Here is a 19,081-nt window from a genome sequence, read left to right on the forward strand (position 1 = left end):
ATGGAATTGACATCATTGGTTACGAAAGGATGGGAAGATGAATGAAAAAACTTGTTCCGGAACCAACCTTTGATTCCAACTTCAATTCTCCCCCATGTGCTTTGACGATGTCATAGCTTAGGCTTAATCCAAGGCCGGTGCCCTTGCCTGCCGGTTTGGTAGTGAAGAATGGCTGGAAAATTTTGTCTTTAAGTGACTCAGGAATTCCCGGGCCATTGTCCTTGACGGTGATTATAATTTCATTTTTGGTTTTCTGTGTGGAGATTTTGACCAGAGGCTTTAACTCAGCTATGCTACCATTTTTTGAATCTGCGATCTGATTGGGGATTTGCTCAGTGCAGGCATAAAATGCATTGTTGATAAGATTGAGAAGAACCCTTCCAATGTCTTGAGATACCACCTCAATTTGCGGAAGGTCAGGGTCAAGCTCTGCTTTAAAGTCCGCATTGAAGCTTTTATCCTTAGCCCGGAGCCCATGGAAACTCAGTCGAAGGCACTCATCTGCCAGTTGATTAAGATCAGTGAGTTCTTTTTTGCCCTCGCTTTTGCGGCTGTGCTCGAGCATCCCCTTTACGATGGACCCAGCTCTTTTCCCATGACTGCTTATTCTGGAGAGGTTTCCTTTTAGCTCAGACGCAAGGAATTTAGCTTCTTCCAAGTCGCCTTTATCCATCTCCTGATTCATTTCGTCCACCAACTCCATGCTGATTTCGGAAAAGTTATTGACAAAATTGAGCGGGTTTTGGATTTCGTGGGCAATTCCAGCGGTGAGTTCACCCAACGAAGCCATTTTTTCAGATTGTATGAGGAGTTGTTGAGTGGACTTCAGCTGAGTCAGGGTATTTTCCAGCACGGAGTTCTTTTGCCCGATTTCAGCATTCTTTTCCATTAGACTATGGTATGCCTTGTTGAGGTTATTTCTGTTTCGATAGACTAAAAACAGAATTACCAAAAACGTAACTAATCCAATGCCTGCGGAAAAAATAAGCCAGCGTTGGCGAAGGGAAGATTTTTCAAACTCCAAGGTTTTTTTGGAGAACTCATATTCAGATTCCAAAGCAGTAGCCAGTCGCTTACCCTGGGTGTTATTGATGCTGTCACTGTAATTCTTGAAAAGCTTGTACTTTTCCAAAGCTGCCTCAAAATTTCCTTCCTTTTCCAGGATTTTTGCCAACAGTTCGTTGGCATTGCGGAGCTGCATAGGCTGTCCCATTCGTTGCGCTTGAACCAATCCTTCATTGGCAAATGCAGAAGCCTCCTGGTATTTACCCTGCTTATAATACAGATCTGCCAGGCCAATCAGGGAATGGGAATAGGGTACGCCGTAACCCTTTTCTCGAGCGATATCGATGGATTGGCGATAAAATCCCTCCGCCTTTTCAGAACTGTCGAGTGCTGCATAGATTCCCGCCAATGTCCTCGCAGTCATTTCTATAAATTCCGGACTTTGAAGTTCAAGAGCAGAGCTATGCCCAATCTTCAGATTCTCCAAGGCCTCCAGAGGTCGGTTTTGTTTCAGTTCTACATCCCCGATGTTGTTGTAAGCCAAGATCATCCTACCCTGATTTCCCAGTTTTCGATAGATCTCCAGCATTTCTCTGTACTTGGTTTTGGCCTCCTCCAGCTTCTCCTGCTCGAAATAGATCGAAGCGATATTGTTGAGGGCAGCTGCTTTGACATACATATTTCCCGACTCCTCAGACCCTTTAATCGCCTCGTAAAATTTGCTAAGGGCCTCTGCGTAGTTACCGAGATTGTAATTCACCAACCCGATGTTGTTGAGGATTCCGGGTACCAATTTCTTTTCCGGAAGGCCTTCAGCTATGATGAGTGCATCCTGATAATAGCTAATTGAAGCGGCAAAATCTCCTTTATTTTGAAGGGCATTGCCATAAATTTTCAATGCATCTGATTCCCCCTTTTTGAAACCCGCTTTTCGGCAAAGCTCAATTTGGTTTTCCAGGAACGAAAAAGCACTGTCAGGATCGGTTTCGGCTAGCAAAAACCCCAGCTCATTGGCCTTTGATAGATATGCTGTATCCTTGGCATAGTCAGGTCTTTTGGAAAGCTGCTGAAGTTCATCCTTTAGACTTTGGACACTCTGCGCACTCGACTCTGATGCAGCCAACAGGCTAAAACTCCCGACCAAAAGTAAAATCAGGCCAAGCGTGGGTATGCTGAACCTAGATTTTTTGTATAAAGAACAGGTCATGAATGGGCAAGAAAGATTTTTTAAAAGCGAAATATCCAGATTCCAAAGTAATAAAGTTTGGTAGGTTTACTAAACAATCTATATTTAGTATTATCTACTTCGAATTTAAACTAATAATCATGAAAAGATTTTATGCTGACACGGTTAATCCCTGGGCTTTACTTTTAACTGCAAAACTCATTCAAGAACTTAAAGCAGCCGGTCAAGAAGAAGAGCAAGATTCCCAAGATTCTTCTGAAGAAGAGGAAATTTCCCAAGAATCCAATGATTCGGACGGAAATGACCAAGGAAGTGATGATTCTTCTCAAGGCCTAGTTGATCCTGCGAGGACACGACTGGTTGATCCTGCGAGGACCCGGGTAGTAGATCCCGCACGAACCTGATTGTCATTTTCTTTAAACAGAAATAAGAAAAAAACCCATTCCGCATATCGGCTTGGGTTTTTTCTTTAATACCGAATAATTCTAAAAGGATATAAGTTCGGCAAAAACTATTCTTAATGATGATGACAGTTTTCTTCTTTAAGCAAGTCACAGTCCTCCTCGGCAATTTCCGTCTCGATGGTGTAGTGCTCAAAAGGGTATTTTTTCATGATTTGCTTTAGCTCATTTTTTACCTGAAGTAACTCTTCAAGAGACTCCATAGGTTCGAGTTTGACATGTGTGGTAAACACATGGTGCTCCCCATCCAGCGACCAGATGTGTGTATGATGAATGGATTGAACGTGGGTGATTGCGAGAATTTCCTTTTCAATTGCGGCCTGATCCACATCGGAAGGCTGTCCCTGAAGAAATAAAAAAGCTGTCTCTCTCAGTCTTTGGACGACATTCCACAGAATGTAAATCGCAATAATCAAGGATAGCGCAGGGTCCAAATAGGGGTTTGGATAAAAGTACAAGACCACTGCAGCAATCAAAACTGCCCCCCAACCCAATACATCCTCCAACAAATGCCAAGAGATCACTTTTTCGTTTTGGGTTTTTCCCTTGCTGAGTTTCCAGGCAGCATAGCCATTGACTGCTACTCCCAAAAGAGCAAAATAGAGCATCCCCTCGGCATCGGACATTTCCGGATTTTGCAGCCGGAGGATTGCCTCCCGGATTACAAAGACAGAACCCAAAATCAAAACGACTGCATTGATCAGAGCACCTAGAAGTGAAAACCTCCGATACCCAAAGGAATACGATCTGGTGGCTTTTTTCTTGGAAAGGGTGTCTAAATACCAGGAAGTGCCCAATGAAATCGAGTCCCCCAAATCATGAACAGCATCAGAAACTATTGCCACACTATTCACATACCATCCCCCAAAAAGCTCCAGAATCGTAAAGGCCAGATTGAGGAAAAAGGCTGTCCGGAGATTTTTCCCTGAATCGTGATGGTGGTGGTGATGGGCCATGGGAATTTAGACTTGACTGTTACAAAACCGGAGGCTTGCGGTGTTTTGTTCCTTGTTCGTATCCGTAGGTCAATTTAATCAAAACAGGCTCTGACCACATCTTTCCAAGAAACTGCAGTCCTGCGGGTAGATTTCCAGAGGTGAATCCCATAGGTACGGTAAATGCCGGCTGTCCGGTATGGGGAGAAATGATTTGGGAGTTGTCTCCTTTATATTCTTCCTGGAATCGCTCAATCCGCGCAGGTTTACTGTTCCAGCTCGGATAGACCAGGGCGTCAAGGTCCAGCGAATCCATTACTTTTTCGATGGCTTCGCGGAAAGCAATCCGCTTCAAATCTGTAAATGGGTCCCCGCAATCCTGATTCATATTTTCAGGGAGCTGACTTTCACGAAAGCTTTCAAGTCCATTTCTGGCATAATCTGATTTGGTGCCTACACGAATGATATCGGCAATAGTTCTCATGGTGTCCCTTTTGACATAATCTGCCAAAAACTTTTCTACGTCTACTTTAAAAACCGGACACCATTGATTTCTTCGGAGGGAATCGAAATTCTCCACTTCCACAGAATCCACGATCACAGCACCAAGCCTCTCCATGTCTTTCAAGGCCTGATTAAACAGGGTGGAAATTTCCGGATCGGTTTCATTTTCGCTAAGGGTACGAAATACCCCAATTCGTGCTCCGTTCAATCCGTCAGGTTGAAGGTACTGCTGATAGTCTGTTTCAGACTTTCCTCTCGAATAATCGGTCAGGGGATCTTTCGGATCAATTCCCGCAATTACCTCCAAGACCTTGGTAGCATCTTCCACCGTTCGGCACATGGGGCCGACGACGTCATTTCGGAGAAAAAGAGGCACGATACCTTCCCTGCTCACCAAGCCTAAAGTCGTTCGAAATCCAACCAGCGCATTATGTGAGGAAGGTCCCCGAATCGAGTTTCCTGTGTCCGTTCCCAATCCGAGAGTTCCAAAGTTTGCGGCAACAGCAGCACCTGTCCCTCCGCTGGAACCTGCCGGAACATGGTCTAAATTGTAGGGGTTTCGAGTGGTCCCATCGGTGGAACTCTCCGAATGCATCGGGCTAAATGCCCACTCAGCCATGTTTGATTTTGCTAAAATAATCGCCCCGGCATCGGTCAGTTTTTGGATGATGAAGGCATCCTCCTCCGGATAAAAATCGGCCAAAGCCAAGGCTCCGGCTGTAGTGGGAAGGCCTTTGGTGTTGATATTGTCTTTGACTATCAGTGGAATCCCGTGCAGCGGGCGTAGCTTCCCTGTTTTTTGGTATTCCTCATCCAGCTTTTTGGCGATCTCCAACGCCTCCGGATTGATCACAGAGATCGAATTTAAGGCTGAATCCAATCCCCTGATTCGATCCAGATAAGCCTGCACGAGTTCTTCGGCGGTATAATCTTCTTTTTGGAAAGCTTCATGAATCTGCGTAATGGTCAACTCATCAACCAGAATATCCTTTGAAGCCTTTTCACTGGCACAGGACAAAAACACCCAAACGAGAATCAGAACAAGGGAAGATTTTTTCATATGTTTTTCATTGATTTTTCTCGGACACATTGAATGTTCCGAGGTGAGTTTGGGAAAATCTTGTATGTAGGCTAACCATTCCTTCGTGAAGCTCTGGAGTCATGCTCGATTTCATCATGGAAAATAGCGAGTTCTCCGATCTATTCGCTCTTTTCTCCTCAGAATTAAAAATTCGCGGACAGTGTAAAAAGTAGAAAATTGTCTTCGGTTCCGATGTTGTACCAATAACTTGTCAACTCCAGGTTTTTGAAGCCTCCACCCAAAATGATTCCCCGCTGAAGATCGAGATCGGTCTGGTACAAGCGCGTTCGCTGAGCACTGATTCCTGTCCATAGCCAATCCAATGGAGAATAGGTCAAGTCGGTCCAAGTGTAGATAAATTGGTTTTCCGATTCCTGAAAATCAATGAAGTATTCGGATTCACTGTAAACCTCAAAACTTCCCAATGTCAGCGTGGTCTCCAATCCGGGAGCGATCCCGTTGGAATTTCCGACTACGGCACCGAGCATCGGGGTAATGAAGTACTCCAGTTTATTTCCCCCATAAAAATTATAGCCCACCCAAGTGGAGAGCGTATTTAGATCCTCGTAGTTGTAGCGCATTTCCAGATGGACATGATCTTTATCTGCCGAAACAACCGGGAGGAAAATAAAGTCATCTGTGAAGAAATAGAAATTGGCATCAGTTCGAAAAGACCAGGCCTTCTCATTTTGTTCCTGAGCCGAAGCGGATATTCCGCATAGGATGAAAATTGTGAGGATAAGTAACTTTTTCATCCTCCAAGTGCCATGGTGAGTGCTACCAATAATACTCCGATACCGGCATAAATGACTGCCGTAAGGATCTTTCGAAATCCTGCATATTGGGCGAGAAGGTACCCTCCCCAAAAAAGCATCACCAGTGCAATTCCGTTGGAGACACGGATGGCCAACTCCAATTCTTCAATAAAGGCGAAAGGCAAAGCGATGGGAAGTGTGCATAGAAAAACCAACAGGAAAATCTGAAGTCCTGCTCTCAGATCATGTCCTGTCAAAAGTAGCCGTATTCCGGGTTCGGGGATTTCTTTGATTTTACCCACCAAATGGTCAAGCTCCTGGTCCCTTATCAAAGTGCTTAGGGTTGGGGAAAGTTCGTCTTTCAGAATTTGCCTGGAGTTTTCGGTTTTTCGGGAAGAATGGATTTTTTGGATAACCGAGAGGGCATGTCCCCGCTCGATGATCAGGTTCATCAGGTACATGATGGCATCCACCAATCCCCAAGCCAGATTACACCCGAGTGCTGCCCAAAGCAACTCCCGAACGTCCTCCCGGGCATCTGTCCCCACACTGATTGCTCCTGTAAAAGTCAAGACCATGATCAACCCGAATAACACCTCTGAGATGCGGTCGATCGGTGCCAATACTGCACTTTCCTTGACGATCTGGCTCCAATCCGGTTTTTTCTTCATGGAAAAAAGATCAGAAAAAAACGCTGCTTTCGAAAGGATCCTGACAAATGTCAGGTTAGGAATCCAGCCAAGTTTTGAATTCTCCCACTTTTTCCCTGCTGATCAGAATATCGGAATCCTGACAGTTCTTGAGTTTTACTTTCAGTCGACTGTTGGAATAGGCCAGTACTTCCTCCACAGCATCCACACGGCTGAGGTATTTCCGGTTGAGTCGAAAAAACAGGGCAGGATCGACTTGTGACTCTACCTGTTCCAAAGTGGAATCGAGGACATATTTTTTCCCTGCATCAGTTTGCAAAAAAGTCACCCGTTCCTCGCTGAAGAAAAAGGAGACTTCCTCCATGGGCACACTTTGGATTTTTTCTCCAAAGCGAACCAAGAACCTGCTTTTAAAGCTCTTTTTATCCGGCTGAAGCAATTCTTTCAAAAGTTCCAGATCCAAACTGGGTTTAATTTGTCGGGACTTGTACTTTTCTATAGCCTGTCCAAGGGCTTCCGGGTCAATTGGCTTGAGCAAATAGTCAATTGCATTGACCTGAAAAGCCCGAATCGCATACTGATCATAAGCGGTGATGAAAATTACGGGGGAAGAGACCTTTACTTTTTCAAAAATCTCAAAGCTAATCCCGTCGGCAAGTTGGATATCGCAGAAAATCAGATCCGGAGCCGGGTTTTCTTCAAACCACTTAACCGCGCGACTTACTGTGTCGAGATTGCCCACGAAATCGCCATCCACAAAATGTCCCTTGAGAAGCTTGATCAAACGGTTGGCTGCGGGCTTTTCGTCTTCGATGATCAGGATGTTCATGGATTGATTTTTAAAAGTGGTAGCCGAACAAAAAATTCCTCTTCGGTTTGGACGATTTCGGGCACGCGGTCGCTGAGTAGTCGATAGCGCGACCGGATATTTTCCAAACCGACACCGGTAGAAGGTTCATTTTGACTAGTCTTCGGCTGGAAGGTATTGCTAACCCAAAGCTCATCTCCCTTTTGAAGAATTGAGATATTGAGCGGATTTTCCTGAGAGGCAATATTGTGCTTTATGGCATTTTCAAGCAAAAGTTGTAGGGAAAGCGGAGGCAAAAAGCAGCCTTTGCAGTTGGGAACGTCCATTTTGAAGTTCAGATTTTCTTCAAATCGGATCTTCTGAAGTTCAAGGTAGTTTTTGGCAAAATCCAGTTCCCGATCCAGTTCTACCAATTGTTCCTGCTGAACATCGAGTACGTAGCGGTAGATTTTGCTGAGCTTTTGGATAAAGGCCGCGGACTTGTCGGCATCCTCATAGACTAAGTTGGACAGAGCGTTGAGCGAATTGAAAAGGAAATGTGGATTTAACTGGTCCTTGAGACTTTGGTATTGGCTGGCAAGTTTTTCGGAACGGAGTTGCTCGGCCTCGATGGCGGATTTTTTCCATTCCATGAGCCATGACCGGGCGGTGAAAATCGCCATAAATACCAACGCAATGGTCATCGGAGTAAGCGTAAATTTGAAAATTGCCCTCCAGGGAATTTGGCCTAATTCAAATTTCCACTCGATCCAGGCATAGAAAAAGACAATCACAAAACTCACCAAATAGGCATAGACCAAATAGGTCGAAACGGTTAAAAAAAGTCGTTTTACCGGTTCATGCAACCAGGAAACCCGAGGTTCCCAGTACTCCTGGACCGTATTTCCCCCAAAGCTCAGGGCCATGGAGACGCAAAATGAAAACAAAAAATCAGGAAAAAGGCTGATAATATCCTCAAGACTAAGGAAGCAAATCGGACAAAAAATCACCTGCAGGAAAGACGCAATCAAGAAGTTGATGAGTAGAAACTTCTTGAAATCTCGCCAGATTCCTTTCTCGGCTTTGCAGTCGGTGGCTGATGATGCTTGGGTCATGTGGGAATTTAGGAAAAACCGCAGGATTTCGGATTTCGAACTGGTGATTTCAAGTTTTTCTAAACTCAAACTCCCCCGAAACTCGGTTTCGGAGGAGAGGAATTGGTTTAGTTTTCTAATGGAGAATTATTTGCAGACTCCGGCTACTTGCTCGGCTTGGTCTTTTCCCCAAGTAGGTAGGAGGTAGTTCTCAGTCACTTTAGCTTCTTCTTTTGCAAAAAGCTCCAAACCGACTCTGGCCAATCCGCATGCTTTCTCAGGTCCGCTGCCAAAGAACTGAGACATTCCCAATTCCATTTGAGCCATCAATGTGGTCGCCCTTGGATTTTCTTTGTCCAGCGCGATTGCCTTTCCAAACGTCTGCATGGCCAAAGGGCTCATTTCCTGTCCCCGGCTCATCGGATCTACGGATAGTTTTCCCATGATAATAAACCCTTTCAATGCGGTTATCTCTGAATTGTTTGGGGCGATTTTATCTGCTTTTGTGACTAATTCCATCGCCTGGTCAAAGTATTCATCTTTGTTGACTTCAAATCGGAAAGCGGCAATGCTCTGAAGGTAGGCGGCATAGTACAGGGGGAGCCATTCGGTTGTTTTTGCCTCCGCGATTCTGAGAAATCCATTGGTTACGGTCTGTGATTCGGCAGGTGTTTGGATGCTTTTCATGGCAGCAATCTGCGTTTTCATCGCGTTTTCAAAGGCCGGATCATTGGCTGACACCTTAAAAATGAAGGCAAAAACAAGGACGAGTGTGGATAAGATAGTTTTCATAGAAATTAGTATTAGAGGTTGTTTAATTGATTTGCGTTTTTGTCTTTGGAAAGGGTCAGAAAAATCCCAAGGAAGAGAAACCTTGGAGCTCCCTGACCCTGAGGGATCGATTCAAACTGTCCCTGCTCGTTTGGAGTAAGGGCATATTGATACCCGAAAATGTTCTCATGCCCAGTCACGTTGGTGACTGCTGCGTGAATAATCAGATTGGGACGGGGCAAGTAGCTCCAGCTCAGACTGAGATTCTGGTACGAGACTGTTTTGGAATTCATTTCTCCAGGAAAATTGGGATCAGTGTAGGTCAATCCATCATTGAAAGACCAGGACATCCCTAACTGGGATTTCAGCGTGGGTACAAAATGCTTCACTACTACTGAAAAGTTATGTTTCGGTGCAAAGTCCGGTTGAACCTGTGTCTCATACTGCTGATAGCTTCGCTTGCTATCCACAAAGCTGTAGGTGATCCAGTAATCGGTGTTTTTCAGGGATTTACGATCTCTAAAAAACAGGTCAAAGCCTTGGGCAAAGCCCTCACCCTCGTTTCGGATATTTTGGGGATTTTGAGGAATTCCGTCGTACCTCACCAAGTGGTCGTAAGACTTGTAGAATGCTTCCGCCCGGAAGGTGATCCCCTCTTTTTGAAGGAGGTAATTGGCAATCAGGTGCTCGGATTGGGTATTTTTGAGATCAGGATTGAGTACTCGAAGATTTTCCAGGGGCAGTTGATGAAACCTTCCGGCTGCGAAAGAAAATGTACCGTTTTCCGAAATTTTATAGGCTAGAGAGGCTCTGGGATCCAGCCATTCTTCGGAAGCCAAAGAAGAGACTCCACTTCTAAGGCCGGTTCGGAGGACAAATTTCCGACTCAGAAACCAGTCCCACTCAGTAAAGAGATAGACTTGGTTTTCTCCAAACGATCTTGAAAACCCAGGCTCAGTCAGCGTTTCCTGGTAATCATTTCGGAAATATTCCAATCCGTTTTTTGCAGCGATTCGGTCACTGAAGTCGTAAGTGGCGGTGAATTTGGCGTGGCTAAGGTTGTTTTTACGCTCCAGATTTAAACCATCCAGGTTGTACAAGTCCTTGTTGTGAGAATAGGAAAACCCTCCAAATAGAGACCATCCGTTTTCATAGGCCCTTCTCCAATTAGTTTGAGCATAAGAATAGGAATTGGTGAGGTCGACCAAGATGCCTCGGCTTTCAATTCCGGGTTGAGGTTGCCAGAGTTTCATTCCTCCGGTCTCAGTACGGGCAAGAACTTTCCAGAGGCCTCCTTTAGCAGTTTTTTGTTGGGCGGCTACTTCCAAGTCTATTCCATAAGGCGCTCTTTCCCAATCAAAATCCTGCTTGATCAGTGCTTGATAGGGTTTCAAGTCAAATATATTTCCCGATACCGTTAGGCTTCTTTGATCATTAGCCAGAGTATGGGAATAACCACCGCCAACTGACATGATCGACAAATCTCCCTGGCTTCGCTTTGCCAGATCTTTGGTATTCAGTGCCAAAGCAGAAGAAAGAGCCTGTCCATACTCGGCGGAATAGCCACCGGTGGAAAAGAATGTGCCCTTGAAGAGATTGGGATTGAATCGGGTACGGGTGGGAACGTTTCCGGCAGTAGTGCCATAAGCATTTCCGACACGCATGCCATCGATAAAAATCCCAACCTCACTTGCATCTCCTCCTCTGACGAAAAGTCGACCGTCATTTCCCACGGTGGAAGTACCGGGCAAAGTTTGGAATGCCCCTACGATGTCTCCCATGGCAGAGGGAGTGGTAACGATGTCAAGTGGTCGGAGGATGACCGATTTTTTTTCATCAGAAGCCTCAATTGCTCCTGCCGAAATAGTTACCGTATTTAGCTCGCTAAATTCCTCTTTAAGCGTTATTACGGGGATTTTAATAGATTCTCCATTGAGTTCCAAGGCCTGTTCCTGGGTCTTGAAACCCATCATGCTGATCACGAGCAATTGAGTGCCAGACTCGGCGCTTTCGAAATTGAACTCACCGTTTTCATCCGAGCTGGTGCCGTCAAAGCTGCCTTTGATAAAAACATTGACGCCGGGTAGGGGCAGATTTTTCTCGTCCAGGACTTTTCCGGAAATAACCGTTTGGGCAAAAACTGCACCTTGGAGAAAAACAAAGGAGGCAAAAAGTGTGAGTCGGATTTTCATTTCGATTCGGATTTGAACCAAAATTGAAGTGGCTTTCCCAATCAAAAAATTAAACCTGACTGAAGTGTGAAATTCACCTACTGAACTTCACCAGCTTATGCCTGAAATGAAACGGGCTAAGAAAAAATGCCCTTGGATTAAGTCCAAGGGCGTTTCAAATATATTGGCAGCGTGCAAGAAGTATTAGAACTTCACAACCGCTTCCACTTTTTGTCCGGAGCGCTCGATCACCACTTTGGTAGAATCACCCTTCTGGAAAGCACTAAGTGCACGCATGTAACTCATCATGTCATAGACTGTCGAGTCGCCAAGTTGTACGACTACGTCTCCCTTTTGAAGTCCTGCTGCCTGGGCAGGTTTGCCTTCGGAGACTCCATCCACACGCATCCCTTTTCCATCAAACATGTAATCAGGAACCACACCCATCGATACGGTGAATCGAGGAGAGTCGCTGGAATCTTTGGTTTTGGCGAAAGCCAGTTTGGGTTCAGCATCCAGTTGAGTCACAAGGCGGGAAATGTAGCGCACCACTTTCACCAAACCTTCGTAATTGATCTTTTCCGAATCGTCCCCAGGCTTGTGGTAATCTTCATGCTGACCGGTGAAAAAGTGTAAAACAGGAAGATCCTGGAGGTAGAAAGAAGTGTGGTCAGATGGACCCACACCTGATTCGGAGGTGACCAATTTCAGGCTATCGGCATTTATCTGATCAAAAACAGGGACGAAGCTCGGGCTCGTTCCCACACCATTGATAGCAAGTGACTTTTCTTCATTGAGTCGGCCTACCATGTCCATGTTAACCATGTAATTGACCGTTTTGAGGTCAATCGTCGGGTTTTTCACAAAATAGTTGGAACCCCAAAGGCCGTTTTCTTCCCCGGAAAATGCGATGAAAAGAATGTTGTTTTTAAGTTCTTCATGCGTCAGAATTTGCGCCAAAGCCAACAATGCTGCAGTTCCTGATGCATTGTCATCGGCACCGTTGTGGATAGCGGAATCGCCACGATGCAGCGAACCCTGGCCACCCATGCCCAAATGGTCAAAATGGGCTCCGATCACGATGGTTTTGTCTGCTTTTTTATCCAAAAACCCGATCACATTCCTTCCGGTAATCCCTGCACCATTAGTACCGATGACCGCCTCTTCATGCGGATTGCTGGGTTTGGAAACAGTAAACGGCTGGAAAAATCCTTCGGTTCCCATAGGCTGCAAGCCGATTTTTTCGAATTCTTTAGCGAGGTATTCGGCAGCTTTTTGTTCACCATCGGTTCCAATAGCTCTTCCTCCCAACTCATCCGCTGCCAGAAAGGTCACGTCTTCCTTGAGTTCTGATAGCAATTTTTCATCACTTGGAGGACCATCGCAGGCGCTGATCCAAACTCCAGAAATAAGAGCGAAAAAGGAATATGTGAGAGTTTTCTTCATGTTTTAAGTCGATTTAGTCCAAAGATAATAATTGGTATCTTCGCCCAGCAATTCTTTCAATTTCAATCCAAAAAATGAGACAACTCCTTGTTCCTGCCCTGCTTTTGGCTTTTGCCTGCAGTCCAAAAACAGAAACCGTGACTGAACCCGAGGCCCGTTCTGCCACAGACTCGCTTTTACTTCATCCGGAAGAAATGAAGTATTTGAAAAACATCAAGCAACTGACCTTCGGTGGGAATAATGCGGAAGCATATTGGGCTTTTAACGACAGCATGCTCGTTTTTCAGTCGGATTTCAAGGATTGGGGAGCAGCTTGTGACCAGATTTTTTACCTGAACTGGAGAACAGATGATTTGAAAACCATTGCTCCAAAACAAATCAGCACCGGATTGGGAAGAACGACTTGTTCCTATTTCCTGCCGGGAGACAAAACCATCGTCTATGCTTCCACACATTTGGGAGGAGATGCCTGTCCTCCGGTACCGGAGCGAAGGTCGGATGGGAAATATGTGTGGCCGATCTACGACAGCTTTGACATTTTCACCGCAGATCTCAACGGGACTATCCTTTCCCAATTGACCAGCGAACCCGGCTATGACGCCGAGGCGACTGTTTCTCCAAAAGGTGACAAAATTGTGTTTACATCCATGCGGAGCGGGGATTTGGAGCTTTATACCATGAATATTGATGGGACGGATGTAAAGCAAATCACGACAGAGTTGGGCTATGACGGAGGAGCATTTTTCTCCCCGGATGGCAGCAAAATCGTCTGGAGAGCTTCCCGACCTCAGACCGAAGAAGAAACCAAGGAATACAAAGATTTGCTGAAAGAGGGTTTGGTAAAGCCGACAGACATGGAACTCTATGTAGCGAATGCAGACGGTACGGAGATCCGAAAAATTACCAGCTTAGGCAAAGCAAACTGGGCACCGTTTTTCCATCCTTCCGGTGAAAAGCTGATTTTCGCTTCCAATCACCAGACCGAGCGCGGTTTTCCTTTCAACCTCTTTATGATCAATCTGGACGGAACTGGCTTGACCCGAATCACCCATGACGGCACTTTTGATGCTTTTCCTGTTTTCTCCAATGACGGAAAGTACCTCGTGTTCTCCTCCAACAGAAACAACGGTGGGACTAGGGACACGAATTTGTTTGTAGCCGAATGGATTGGGGATTAATGTGATTTCCTATTAAAGTCAAAACCACCTTTCGGGGTGGTTTTTTCTTTTACAGGGAATCCAGGTTTTTTAGATAAAACTCCGCCTGATTCAGTACTTCCTGCTTGTTTCCCATTTTGTCCCAAGTCCGGTACATCATGCCGATGCGGGGATTTTTCTCCAAGTTCTCCCGGTTTCGGGCGTAAAAATGCCAATATAGACTATTGAATGGACAGGAGCCAGGCCCTGTTTTTTTACCAGAATCATACGCGCAAGTATCACAGTAATTGCCTTGCTTTTTGATGTAGTTGGCAGAGGAGACGTATGGCTTGGTGCCAACGATGCCTCCATCCGCAAACTGGCTCATTCCACGGGTATTGGTGATTTCCACCCACTCGATGGCGTCAATGTAGATTCCGAGGTACCAACGGTCCACCTCGTCTGGGTGAATTCCAGCGAGCAAGGCAAAGTTTCCGGTGACCATCAGACGTTGGATGTGATGCGCATAGGCCAATTCCAACGTCTGCCCGATCGATTGACTTAGGCAATTCATTTTGGTTTTGCCAGTCCAAAACCAGTCCGGTAGTTTTCGCTCGTGACCAAAAAAATTGAGCTCAGCAAAATCCGGCATTTTGGCCCAATAAATTCCCCGCATGTATTCCCTCCATCCGAGGATTTGGCGGATAAATCCCTCCACTTGCGCAATGGAAATCCGATCCTGATGTTGATACCAATACTGCTCTACTGTCTGGACGACTTCCAACGGGGAAATCATTTTGGTGTTGAGTGAAAAGCTCAGTCGGGAATGGAAGAGGTAAGGATCCCAGGTAGTCAATGCATCTTGGTAGGCGCCAAAACACTCCAAAAGATTTTTACAGAAATACTCCAAAACCTCCAGACTTTCCTGTCGAGAGGTCGGCCAGGGAAAATTTTCCGGATCGATCGTGCCCAAAGTTTTCACACCACTTTTCTCCAGCATTTCAACTATAGAACTGACATCCTTCCGGTGGATTAATGCCTTTTTGAGCAGCTTCCTGTCTTTCAATGCCTGTCGGTTTTCTTGGTCGTAGTTCCATTGACCAGTGATCGGCTGACTCCCATCCATCAGAATGTGATACTTTTTGCGCATCTCCCGATAAAAACTCTCCATCAGGAAGGTTTTCTTTCCTTTGAAAAAGTCCTTCAAAAATTCACGGGAAGTCATAAAATGCTCCGAATCCACTGCAACTGAAGGAATGGTAAGTTTTTCGCAGAGTTCATTCACAAGCTCATCCAATCGATATTCGTCCGGAAGCTGGTATTCAAACCGATCAAAGCATTCTTTTTGAACTAACCACTGAATTTGATCTGAGAGATTTTGTTGGTTTTCAGGATGATCAAGCGTGAAGTAAAGGACCTGATGTCCTGCTTCGATAAGCTCCTCAGAAAAGGTCCGCATAGACAGAAAGAATCCCACAATTTTCTGAATATGATGCGTCACGTAATCAGTTTCCTGACGCATCTCCATCATCAGGTAGGTGATTGAGGGATCAACTTCTGAAAACCATGAGTGTTTGCTGTTAAGCTGATCACCCAAGATCAGGCGTAAGGTTTTGGGCATAAAAAAAGGACTTTAATTGCTTAAAGCCCTTTTCCAAACCCATTGTTTATAAAAAATCAATACTTGAAGCATGGCATAGAGGATTTTCTACCAGCCCCTTTGGCAGAACCTGCAAGGAAACTGTATCGAATGGAAATTTCATTTGCCCCTCCGGTATTTCCATTTCCCAGTGAGGAAATTGTAAAATCATGGCTGTATCCTACATCAAGACCATTTCCGAGAGATATTCCGACCAATGCAATCACTGACTCATGATTGGACTGAGTAACCTCAGAAACAGGAATTCCTCGATACCAAACACCCAAAACCAAAGGCTGAATATTAACCTGGGCCCCTAAATCCAACTGAGAGAAAGGCTCCTGATTTTTGAAGTTGAAAGCCAAAGTAATATCGCGCGTACCTGAACGCTGGTTCATGAAATTTCGCGCCGCTCCTCCTGAAAGATCAATTCGATAACCTCCATGGGCTGAAAGTTTCATTGGCAATTGGCTGTTCTGTCCATCAAGAAATGAAATATTTGGCTGCGTAATGTGATGCGCAGAGAATCCGAACCAGGCATTTTCATTGGTCCAGAGCATGCCCAAACTGTAATCAACAAACTGATGGTTGAAATCTGCTCCAAGATTTTCACCGGAGAAGTCGCCAATTGCTCCAGTTTGGTCGTCGATTTGACTGCCAAAAACCAAATTTCCAAAGTATGCATCACGATCCATGTAGCTTACTTGACCGCCCACTCTAAGGAATGACCTAAAACCCAATCTTGCACGGTAAGAGTAAGTAGCGCCGATTTCTGTCACGCTGAGGTTAGCCATGCTTTGCTCTGAGCGATTGAAGATAACACCGATTCCACTGTTGACATTGAACAGGTAATGGTCAAAGTGAGCAGAATAGGAAGTAAATGACTGGTCAAGTCCCGGCCATTGGTTTCGATAATTAACTCCTATCCGAGTCATCTCTGATGCCCCAGCCATGGCTGGATTTAGGTATAAAGGATTGGAGTAAAACTGGGAGTATTGAACGTCCTGAGCCATAAGGCTGGAGGAAATACAAGTCCAAGAAATTAGCGTAAGGGTGAGCAGTGTAAAAGTGTTTCTCATAACCTATCTGATTAGGGTGATTCCACCAGTACGGTTGACTATTTGTCCTTCCATGGTGGTGTAAGAAATTTTGTAAAGGAAGTTACCGGCTGGTACCAGCTGACCTCGGTAAGTGCCATCCCAGCCTTTGCTTTCCAGACTGGTGGTGGTGTAGAGTTTTTCTCCCCAGGTGTTAAAAACTTCCATGTGGAAGGAGGAGATTGCTCTTAGTTTAGGGATAAACGTATCATTGAGGCCATCTCCATTGGGTGAAAATGCATTCGGGATGACCACCAATTCTGTTGGGGTATTAACTTGTACTGTGTTTTTTTCGACCGTGGAGCAGCCATACAAATCGAATCCGGTGAGTTTCACCTCATAGACTCCTGATTTTCCAAAAACATGCACTGGATCTTTTTCGGTTGATTTATTACCGTCCCCAAATTCCCATTCCCATGCGATGAATTCCGGGGAGATTTCACTTTCGAAAAGGATTTCTTCCTCAACCATCACTTCCGGTTCGCTAGTAATGCTCAATTTTCGGTATTGGAAATCGAGTCTGGAACCTTGTGTATTTTGATTTGGAAAATCAACTTTGGCTTCAGTTTCAACTGAACATCCCAAGGCATCTTTTACAGTGACTTTAAGTGTCCCGGAGTTAGTGAAATTAATTTCCCGGGTATTGGTGGAACCTGTGTTCCAAGTGATGGTGTAGGGCTCTTTGCCACCCTGAATTGAAACCCAGGCTACACCAGTAACTTTTCCTACTGCACAATCCACATCAAGTGCAGTTTCTATTCTTGCCTGGATTTTAGTCGTTTCCTCGACAGTTACTGTTTTGGAGGCTGAGCAACCACTTTCGTCAGTTGCAGTTAGGATGTATGTTCCTGCCTTAAGATCTTTTCTTTGAAGAAGACCCTTAACCCCATCAGACCAAGTGATTTGGTAGTTTCCTTTAGCTCCTGAGATTCCAAGAGAAATTCCACCATCAGCCTCACCTGAACAAGAGACTGGTCGGGTTTCCAAAACCTGAAGCGTCAAGTTTGACTGGTTCTGGAGTGAAAACTGCTGTTCGCTGATACAACCGGAAGCGTCAGTTACCTTTACGGTATAATTTCCAGCGGGGAGTCCTGATAATTTAGAGGATGTTTGTCCATTGCTCCAGAGGTAAGTAAATGGCGCTTTTCCACCCTTGGCGATTACTTCGATTTCTCCGTTGGTAGAACCCTGGCAAGTAGGCTGGGAAACTTTTGAGTCAAGTTGAACTGCTCCTGGAGCGGCAAGAATATAGGAAGCTTGGTAGGTGCAGCCTTTGGTGTCGGTAACAAGTACCTGATAAGTACCTGCGTTAACTCCTGCCAAATCCTTTGATGTAGAGCCATTACTCCATTTAAAGGTATAAGGAGCTTGACCTCCGGATACGTTCAATAGGATTCTTCCTGAATTTGGAGATCCACAAGAAGGATTTTCAAGTGATTCATTCAGATTGATTCCTCCAACACCGGATTTGATTTCAAAGGAAACAGTAACATCACAATTGAATTTGTCAGCAACAATTACAGTGTAGGTTCCGGGAGTAAGGTTATTTGCCTCCCAAACATCCTTAAGTCCGTTACTCCAATTGATTCGGTAGGGCTCACGGCTGGAATGGGCAGTTTTAATGGTTATTTTGGCATATCCATCCGCTCCGCATGAAGCATCTCTTTTTTCAAGAGGATTGAGAATTAAAGGATAAGGAGGCTGAATGATAATTCTTTCAGTATGTTCCGCACCAACTGCATCTGTGATTTTTACCGTATAAGTACCTGCATAAAGATTGGTTCTATTTTGGGTGGTCTCATTGGTATTCCATCGGAATTTATAAGGAGGAACTCCCCCTGTAACATCCAAAATGATACTTCCTTTTTCAGTGGAGGAACAAAGGGCAAGTTTGCCGCCAACAGTAACAGCAATTGCATCAATACTATAAACCCGGTCATTTGCTCGGGTTGGCAAATTAAAGGCAAATTGAGCGAGGGCAGAAAAATTAATTGCCATGCTGAAGCTCAGCAGGAGAATCAATAAAGCCGAATTTTTCTTTACCTCTTTCATTTTTGCATTTTGTCACACACCTGAACTCTTTCAGCCTTAGATTTTTGCCTTACAAGAGTCTTTTTGTGTATTTCATTTTTAAGAATATTATTTTTTGTAAGTCACATACAGCAAAATGATATTCTTTAAAAATGTTGATTTCAAGAAAATAGAGGGTAAAAATTCTAATTTCCAAGAGTCAGGCAATTCCCTGTAAACGAAATGACAACCTTGAAAAAATCTAATTTTTCTTCAAAATGTATCATAATTAAAAAAACTGTTGAGGTGATACTTTTTTAAGGATGTGAAATGAAAAAAGGCCTGCTAAACAG

The 19,081-nt window shown here is 44.8% G+C and carries 15 protein-coding genes; 2 read left to right on the forward strand and 13 right to left on the reverse strand.

All coding sequences use genetic code 11. The features are described from left to right. Nucleotides 1-19 precede the first annotated feature (19 nt). Nucleotides 20-2,212, reverse strand: a complete 2,193-nt coding sequence (locus D0X99_RS00915; protein WP_119475770.1) for a tetratricopeptide repeat protein — start codon at nucleotides 2,210-2,212, stop codon at nucleotides 20-22. A 119-nt stretch (nucleotides 2,213-2,331) separates the two neighbouring features. Between D0X99_RS00915 and D0X99_RS00920 the strand changes: the two genes are divergently transcribed. Further along, complete coding sequence (locus D0X99_RS00920; RefSeq protein ID WP_147392170.1) at nucleotides 2,332-2,595, forward strand: hypothetical protein; 264 nt, start codon at nucleotides 2,332-2,334, stop codon at nucleotides 2,593-2,595. Nucleotides 2,596-2,708: 113 nt separating this feature from the next. Here D0X99_RS00920 and D0X99_RS00925 read toward each other — a convergent pair whose 3' ends face one another. From D0X99_RS00925 to D0X99_RS00965, 9 genes are all read right to left on the reverse strand, one after another. Beyond that, nucleotides 2,709-3,608: a cation diffusion facilitator family transporter gene (locus D0X99_RS00925; RefSeq protein ID WP_119475772.1), complete on the reverse strand. Its 900-nt coding sequence runs from the start codon at nucleotides 3,606-3,608 to the stop codon at nucleotides 2,709-2,711. A 19-nt stretch (nucleotides 3,609-3,627) separates the two neighbouring features. After that, nucleotides 3,628-5,151, reverse strand: coding sequence for an amidase (locus tag D0X99_RS00930; protein ID WP_119476364.1), 1,524 nt, complete (start codon nucleotides 5,149-5,151; stop codon nucleotides 3,628-3,630). A 164-nt stretch (nucleotides 5,152-5,315) separates the two neighbouring features. After that, a complete protein-coding gene (locus D0X99_RS00935) occupies nucleotides 5,316-5,927 on the reverse strand; it encodes a hypothetical protein (protein ID WP_119475773.1) in 612 nt (203 codons plus the stop codon). Further along, on the reverse strand, nucleotides 5,924-6,598 hold the full coding sequence (locus D0X99_RS00940; RefSeq protein WP_119475774.1) for a VIT1/CCC1 transporter family protein: 675 nt from the start codon (nucleotides 6,596-6,598) through the stop codon (nucleotides 5,924-5,926). The genes D0X99_RS00935 and D0X99_RS00940 overlap by 4 nt, the downstream gene beginning before the upstream one ends. A 55-nt stretch (nucleotides 6,599-6,653) precedes the next feature. Next, nucleotides 6,654-7,406: a LytR/AlgR family response regulator transcription factor gene (locus tag D0X99_RS00945; protein WP_119475775.1), complete on the reverse strand. Its 753-nt coding sequence runs from the start codon at nucleotides 7,404-7,406 to the stop codon at nucleotides 6,654-6,656. Continuing rightward, nucleotides 7,403-8,479 carry a sensor histidine kinase gene (locus tag D0X99_RS00950; protein ID WP_119476365.1) on the reverse strand — a complete coding sequence of 359 codons (1,077 nt, stop codon included), beginning with the start codon at nucleotides 8,477-8,479 and terminating at the stop codon, nucleotides 7,403-7,405. The genes D0X99_RS00945 and D0X99_RS00950 overlap by 4 nt, the downstream gene beginning before the upstream one ends. A gap of 126 nt (nucleotides 8,480-8,605) precedes the next feature. After that, nucleotides 8,606-9,250 carry a hypothetical protein gene (locus D0X99_RS00955; RefSeq protein WP_119475776.1) on the reverse strand — a complete coding sequence of 215 codons (645 nt, stop codon included), beginning with the start codon at nucleotides 9,248-9,250 and terminating at the stop codon, nucleotides 8,606-8,608. A gap of 11 nt (nucleotides 9,251-9,261) precedes the next feature. Further along, the gene (locus D0X99_RS00960) at nucleotides 9,262-11,421 is read right to left on the reverse strand and encodes a TonB-dependent receptor (protein WP_119476366.1); all 2,160 of its coding nucleotides are present in this window, start codon (nucleotides 11,419-11,421) and stop codon (nucleotides 9,262-9,264) included. 183 nt (nucleotides 11,422-11,604) lie between these two features. Continuing rightward, nucleotides 11,605-12,846 carry a M20/M25/M40 family metallo-hydrolase gene (locus D0X99_RS00965; RefSeq protein ID WP_119475777.1) on the reverse strand — a complete coding sequence of 414 codons (1,242 nt, stop codon included), beginning with the start codon at nucleotides 12,844-12,846 and terminating at the stop codon, nucleotides 11,605-11,607. A gap of 74 nt (nucleotides 12,847-12,920) precedes the next feature. Between D0X99_RS00965 and D0X99_RS00970 the strand changes: the two genes are divergently transcribed. Next, on the forward strand, nucleotides 12,921-14,024 hold the full coding sequence (locus D0X99_RS00970) for a TolB family protein (protein ID WP_119475778.1): 1,104 nt from the start codon (nucleotides 12,921-12,923) through the stop codon (nucleotides 14,022-14,024). 49 nt (nucleotides 14,025-14,073) lie between these two features. Here the strand turns inward: D0X99_RS00970 and D0X99_RS00975 are convergent, their stop codons facing one another. The 3 genes from D0X99_RS00975 to D0X99_RS00985 are packed head-to-tail and all read right to left on the reverse strand — an operon-like array spanning nucleotide 14,074 to nucleotide 18,770. Beyond that, the gene (locus tag D0X99_RS00975) at nucleotides 14,074-15,603 is read right to left on the reverse strand and encodes a cryptochrome/photolyase family protein (protein ID WP_119475779.1); all 1,530 of its coding nucleotides are present in this window, start codon (nucleotides 15,601-15,603) and stop codon (nucleotides 14,074-14,076) included. Nucleotides 15,604-15,659: 56 nt separating this feature from the next. Beyond that, nucleotides 15,660-16,700, reverse strand: a complete 1,041-nt coding sequence (locus D0X99_RS00980) for a PorP/SprF family type IX secretion system membrane protein (RefSeq protein WP_119475780.1) — start codon at nucleotides 16,698-16,700, stop codon at nucleotides 15,660-15,662. Between the two features lie 3 nt (nucleotides 16,701-16,703). Beyond that, complete coding sequence (locus tag D0X99_RS00985; protein ID WP_119475781.1) at nucleotides 16,704-18,770, reverse strand: T9SS type B sorting domain-containing protein; 2,067 nt, start codon at nucleotides 18,768-18,770, stop codon at nucleotides 16,704-16,706. Between the last annotated feature and the right edge of the window lie 311 nt (nucleotides 18,771-19,081).

It is taken from the genome of Algoriphagus lacus (assembly GCF_003583985.1).
GTDB lineage: Bacteria > Bacteroidota > Bacteroidia > Cytophagales > Cyclobacteriaceae > Algoriphagus > Algoriphagus lacus.

Excerpts from the sequence above, each read along its gene's own strand:
- D0X99_RS00925 (WP_119475772.1), bottom strand. The coding sequence starts at position 3,608 with ATGGCCCATCACCACCACCATCACGATTCAGGGAAAAATCTCCGGACA.
- D0X99_RS00935 (WP_119475773.1), bottom strand. The coding sequence starts at position 5,927 with ATGAAAAAGTTACTTATCCTCACAATTTTCATCCTATGCGGAATATCC.
- D0X99_RS00970 (WP_119475778.1), top strand. The coding sequence starts at position 12,921 with ATGAGACAACTCCTTGTTCCTGCCCTGCTTTTGGCTTTTGCCTGCAGT.
- D0X99_RS00980 (WP_119475780.1), bottom strand. The coding sequence starts at position 16,700 with ATGAGAAACACTTTTACACTGCTCACCCTTACGCTAATTTCTTGGACT.
- D0X99_RS00920 (WP_147392170.1), top strand. The coding sequence starts at position 2,332 with ATGAAAAGATTTTATGCTGACACGGTTAATCCCTGGGCTTTACTTTTA.
- D0X99_RS00975 (WP_119475779.1), bottom strand. The coding sequence starts at position 15,603 with ATGCCCAAAACCTTACGCCTGATCTTGGGTGATCAGCTTAACAGCAAA.
- D0X99_RS00965 (WP_119475777.1), bottom strand. The coding sequence starts at position 12,846 with ATGAAGAAAACTCTCACATATTCCTTTTTCGCTCTTATTTCTGGAGTT.
- D0X99_RS00985 (WP_119475781.1), bottom strand. The coding sequence starts at position 18,770 with ATGAAAGAGGTAAAGAAAAATTCGGCTTTATTGATTCTCCTGCTGAGC.
- D0X99_RS00945 (WP_119475775.1), bottom strand. The coding sequence starts at position 7,406 with ATGAACATCCTGATCATCGAAGACGAAAAGCCCGCAGCCAACCGTTTG.
- D0X99_RS00930 (WP_119476364.1), bottom strand. The coding sequence starts at position 5,151 with ATGAAAAAATCTTCCCTTGTTCTGATTCTCGTTTGGGTGTTTTTGTCC.
- D0X99_RS00915 (WP_119475770.1), bottom strand. The coding sequence starts at position 2,212 with ATGACCTGTTCTTTATACAAAAAATCTAGGTTCAGCATACCCACGCTT.
- D0X99_RS00940 (WP_119475774.1), bottom strand. The coding sequence starts at position 6,598 with ATGAAGAAAAAACCGGATTGGAGCCAGATCGTCAAGGAAAGTGCAGTA.
- D0X99_RS00950 (WP_119476365.1), bottom strand. The coding sequence starts at position 8,479 with ATGACCCAAGCATCATCAGCCACCGACTGCAAAGCCGAGAAAGGAATC.
- D0X99_RS00955 (WP_119475776.1), bottom strand. The coding sequence starts at position 9,250 with ATGAAAACTATCTTATCCACACTCGTCCTTGTTTTTGCCTTCATTTTT.
- D0X99_RS00960 (WP_119476366.1), bottom strand. The coding sequence starts at position 11,421 with ATGAAAATCCGACTCACACTTTTTGCCTCCTTTGTTTTTCTCCAAGGT.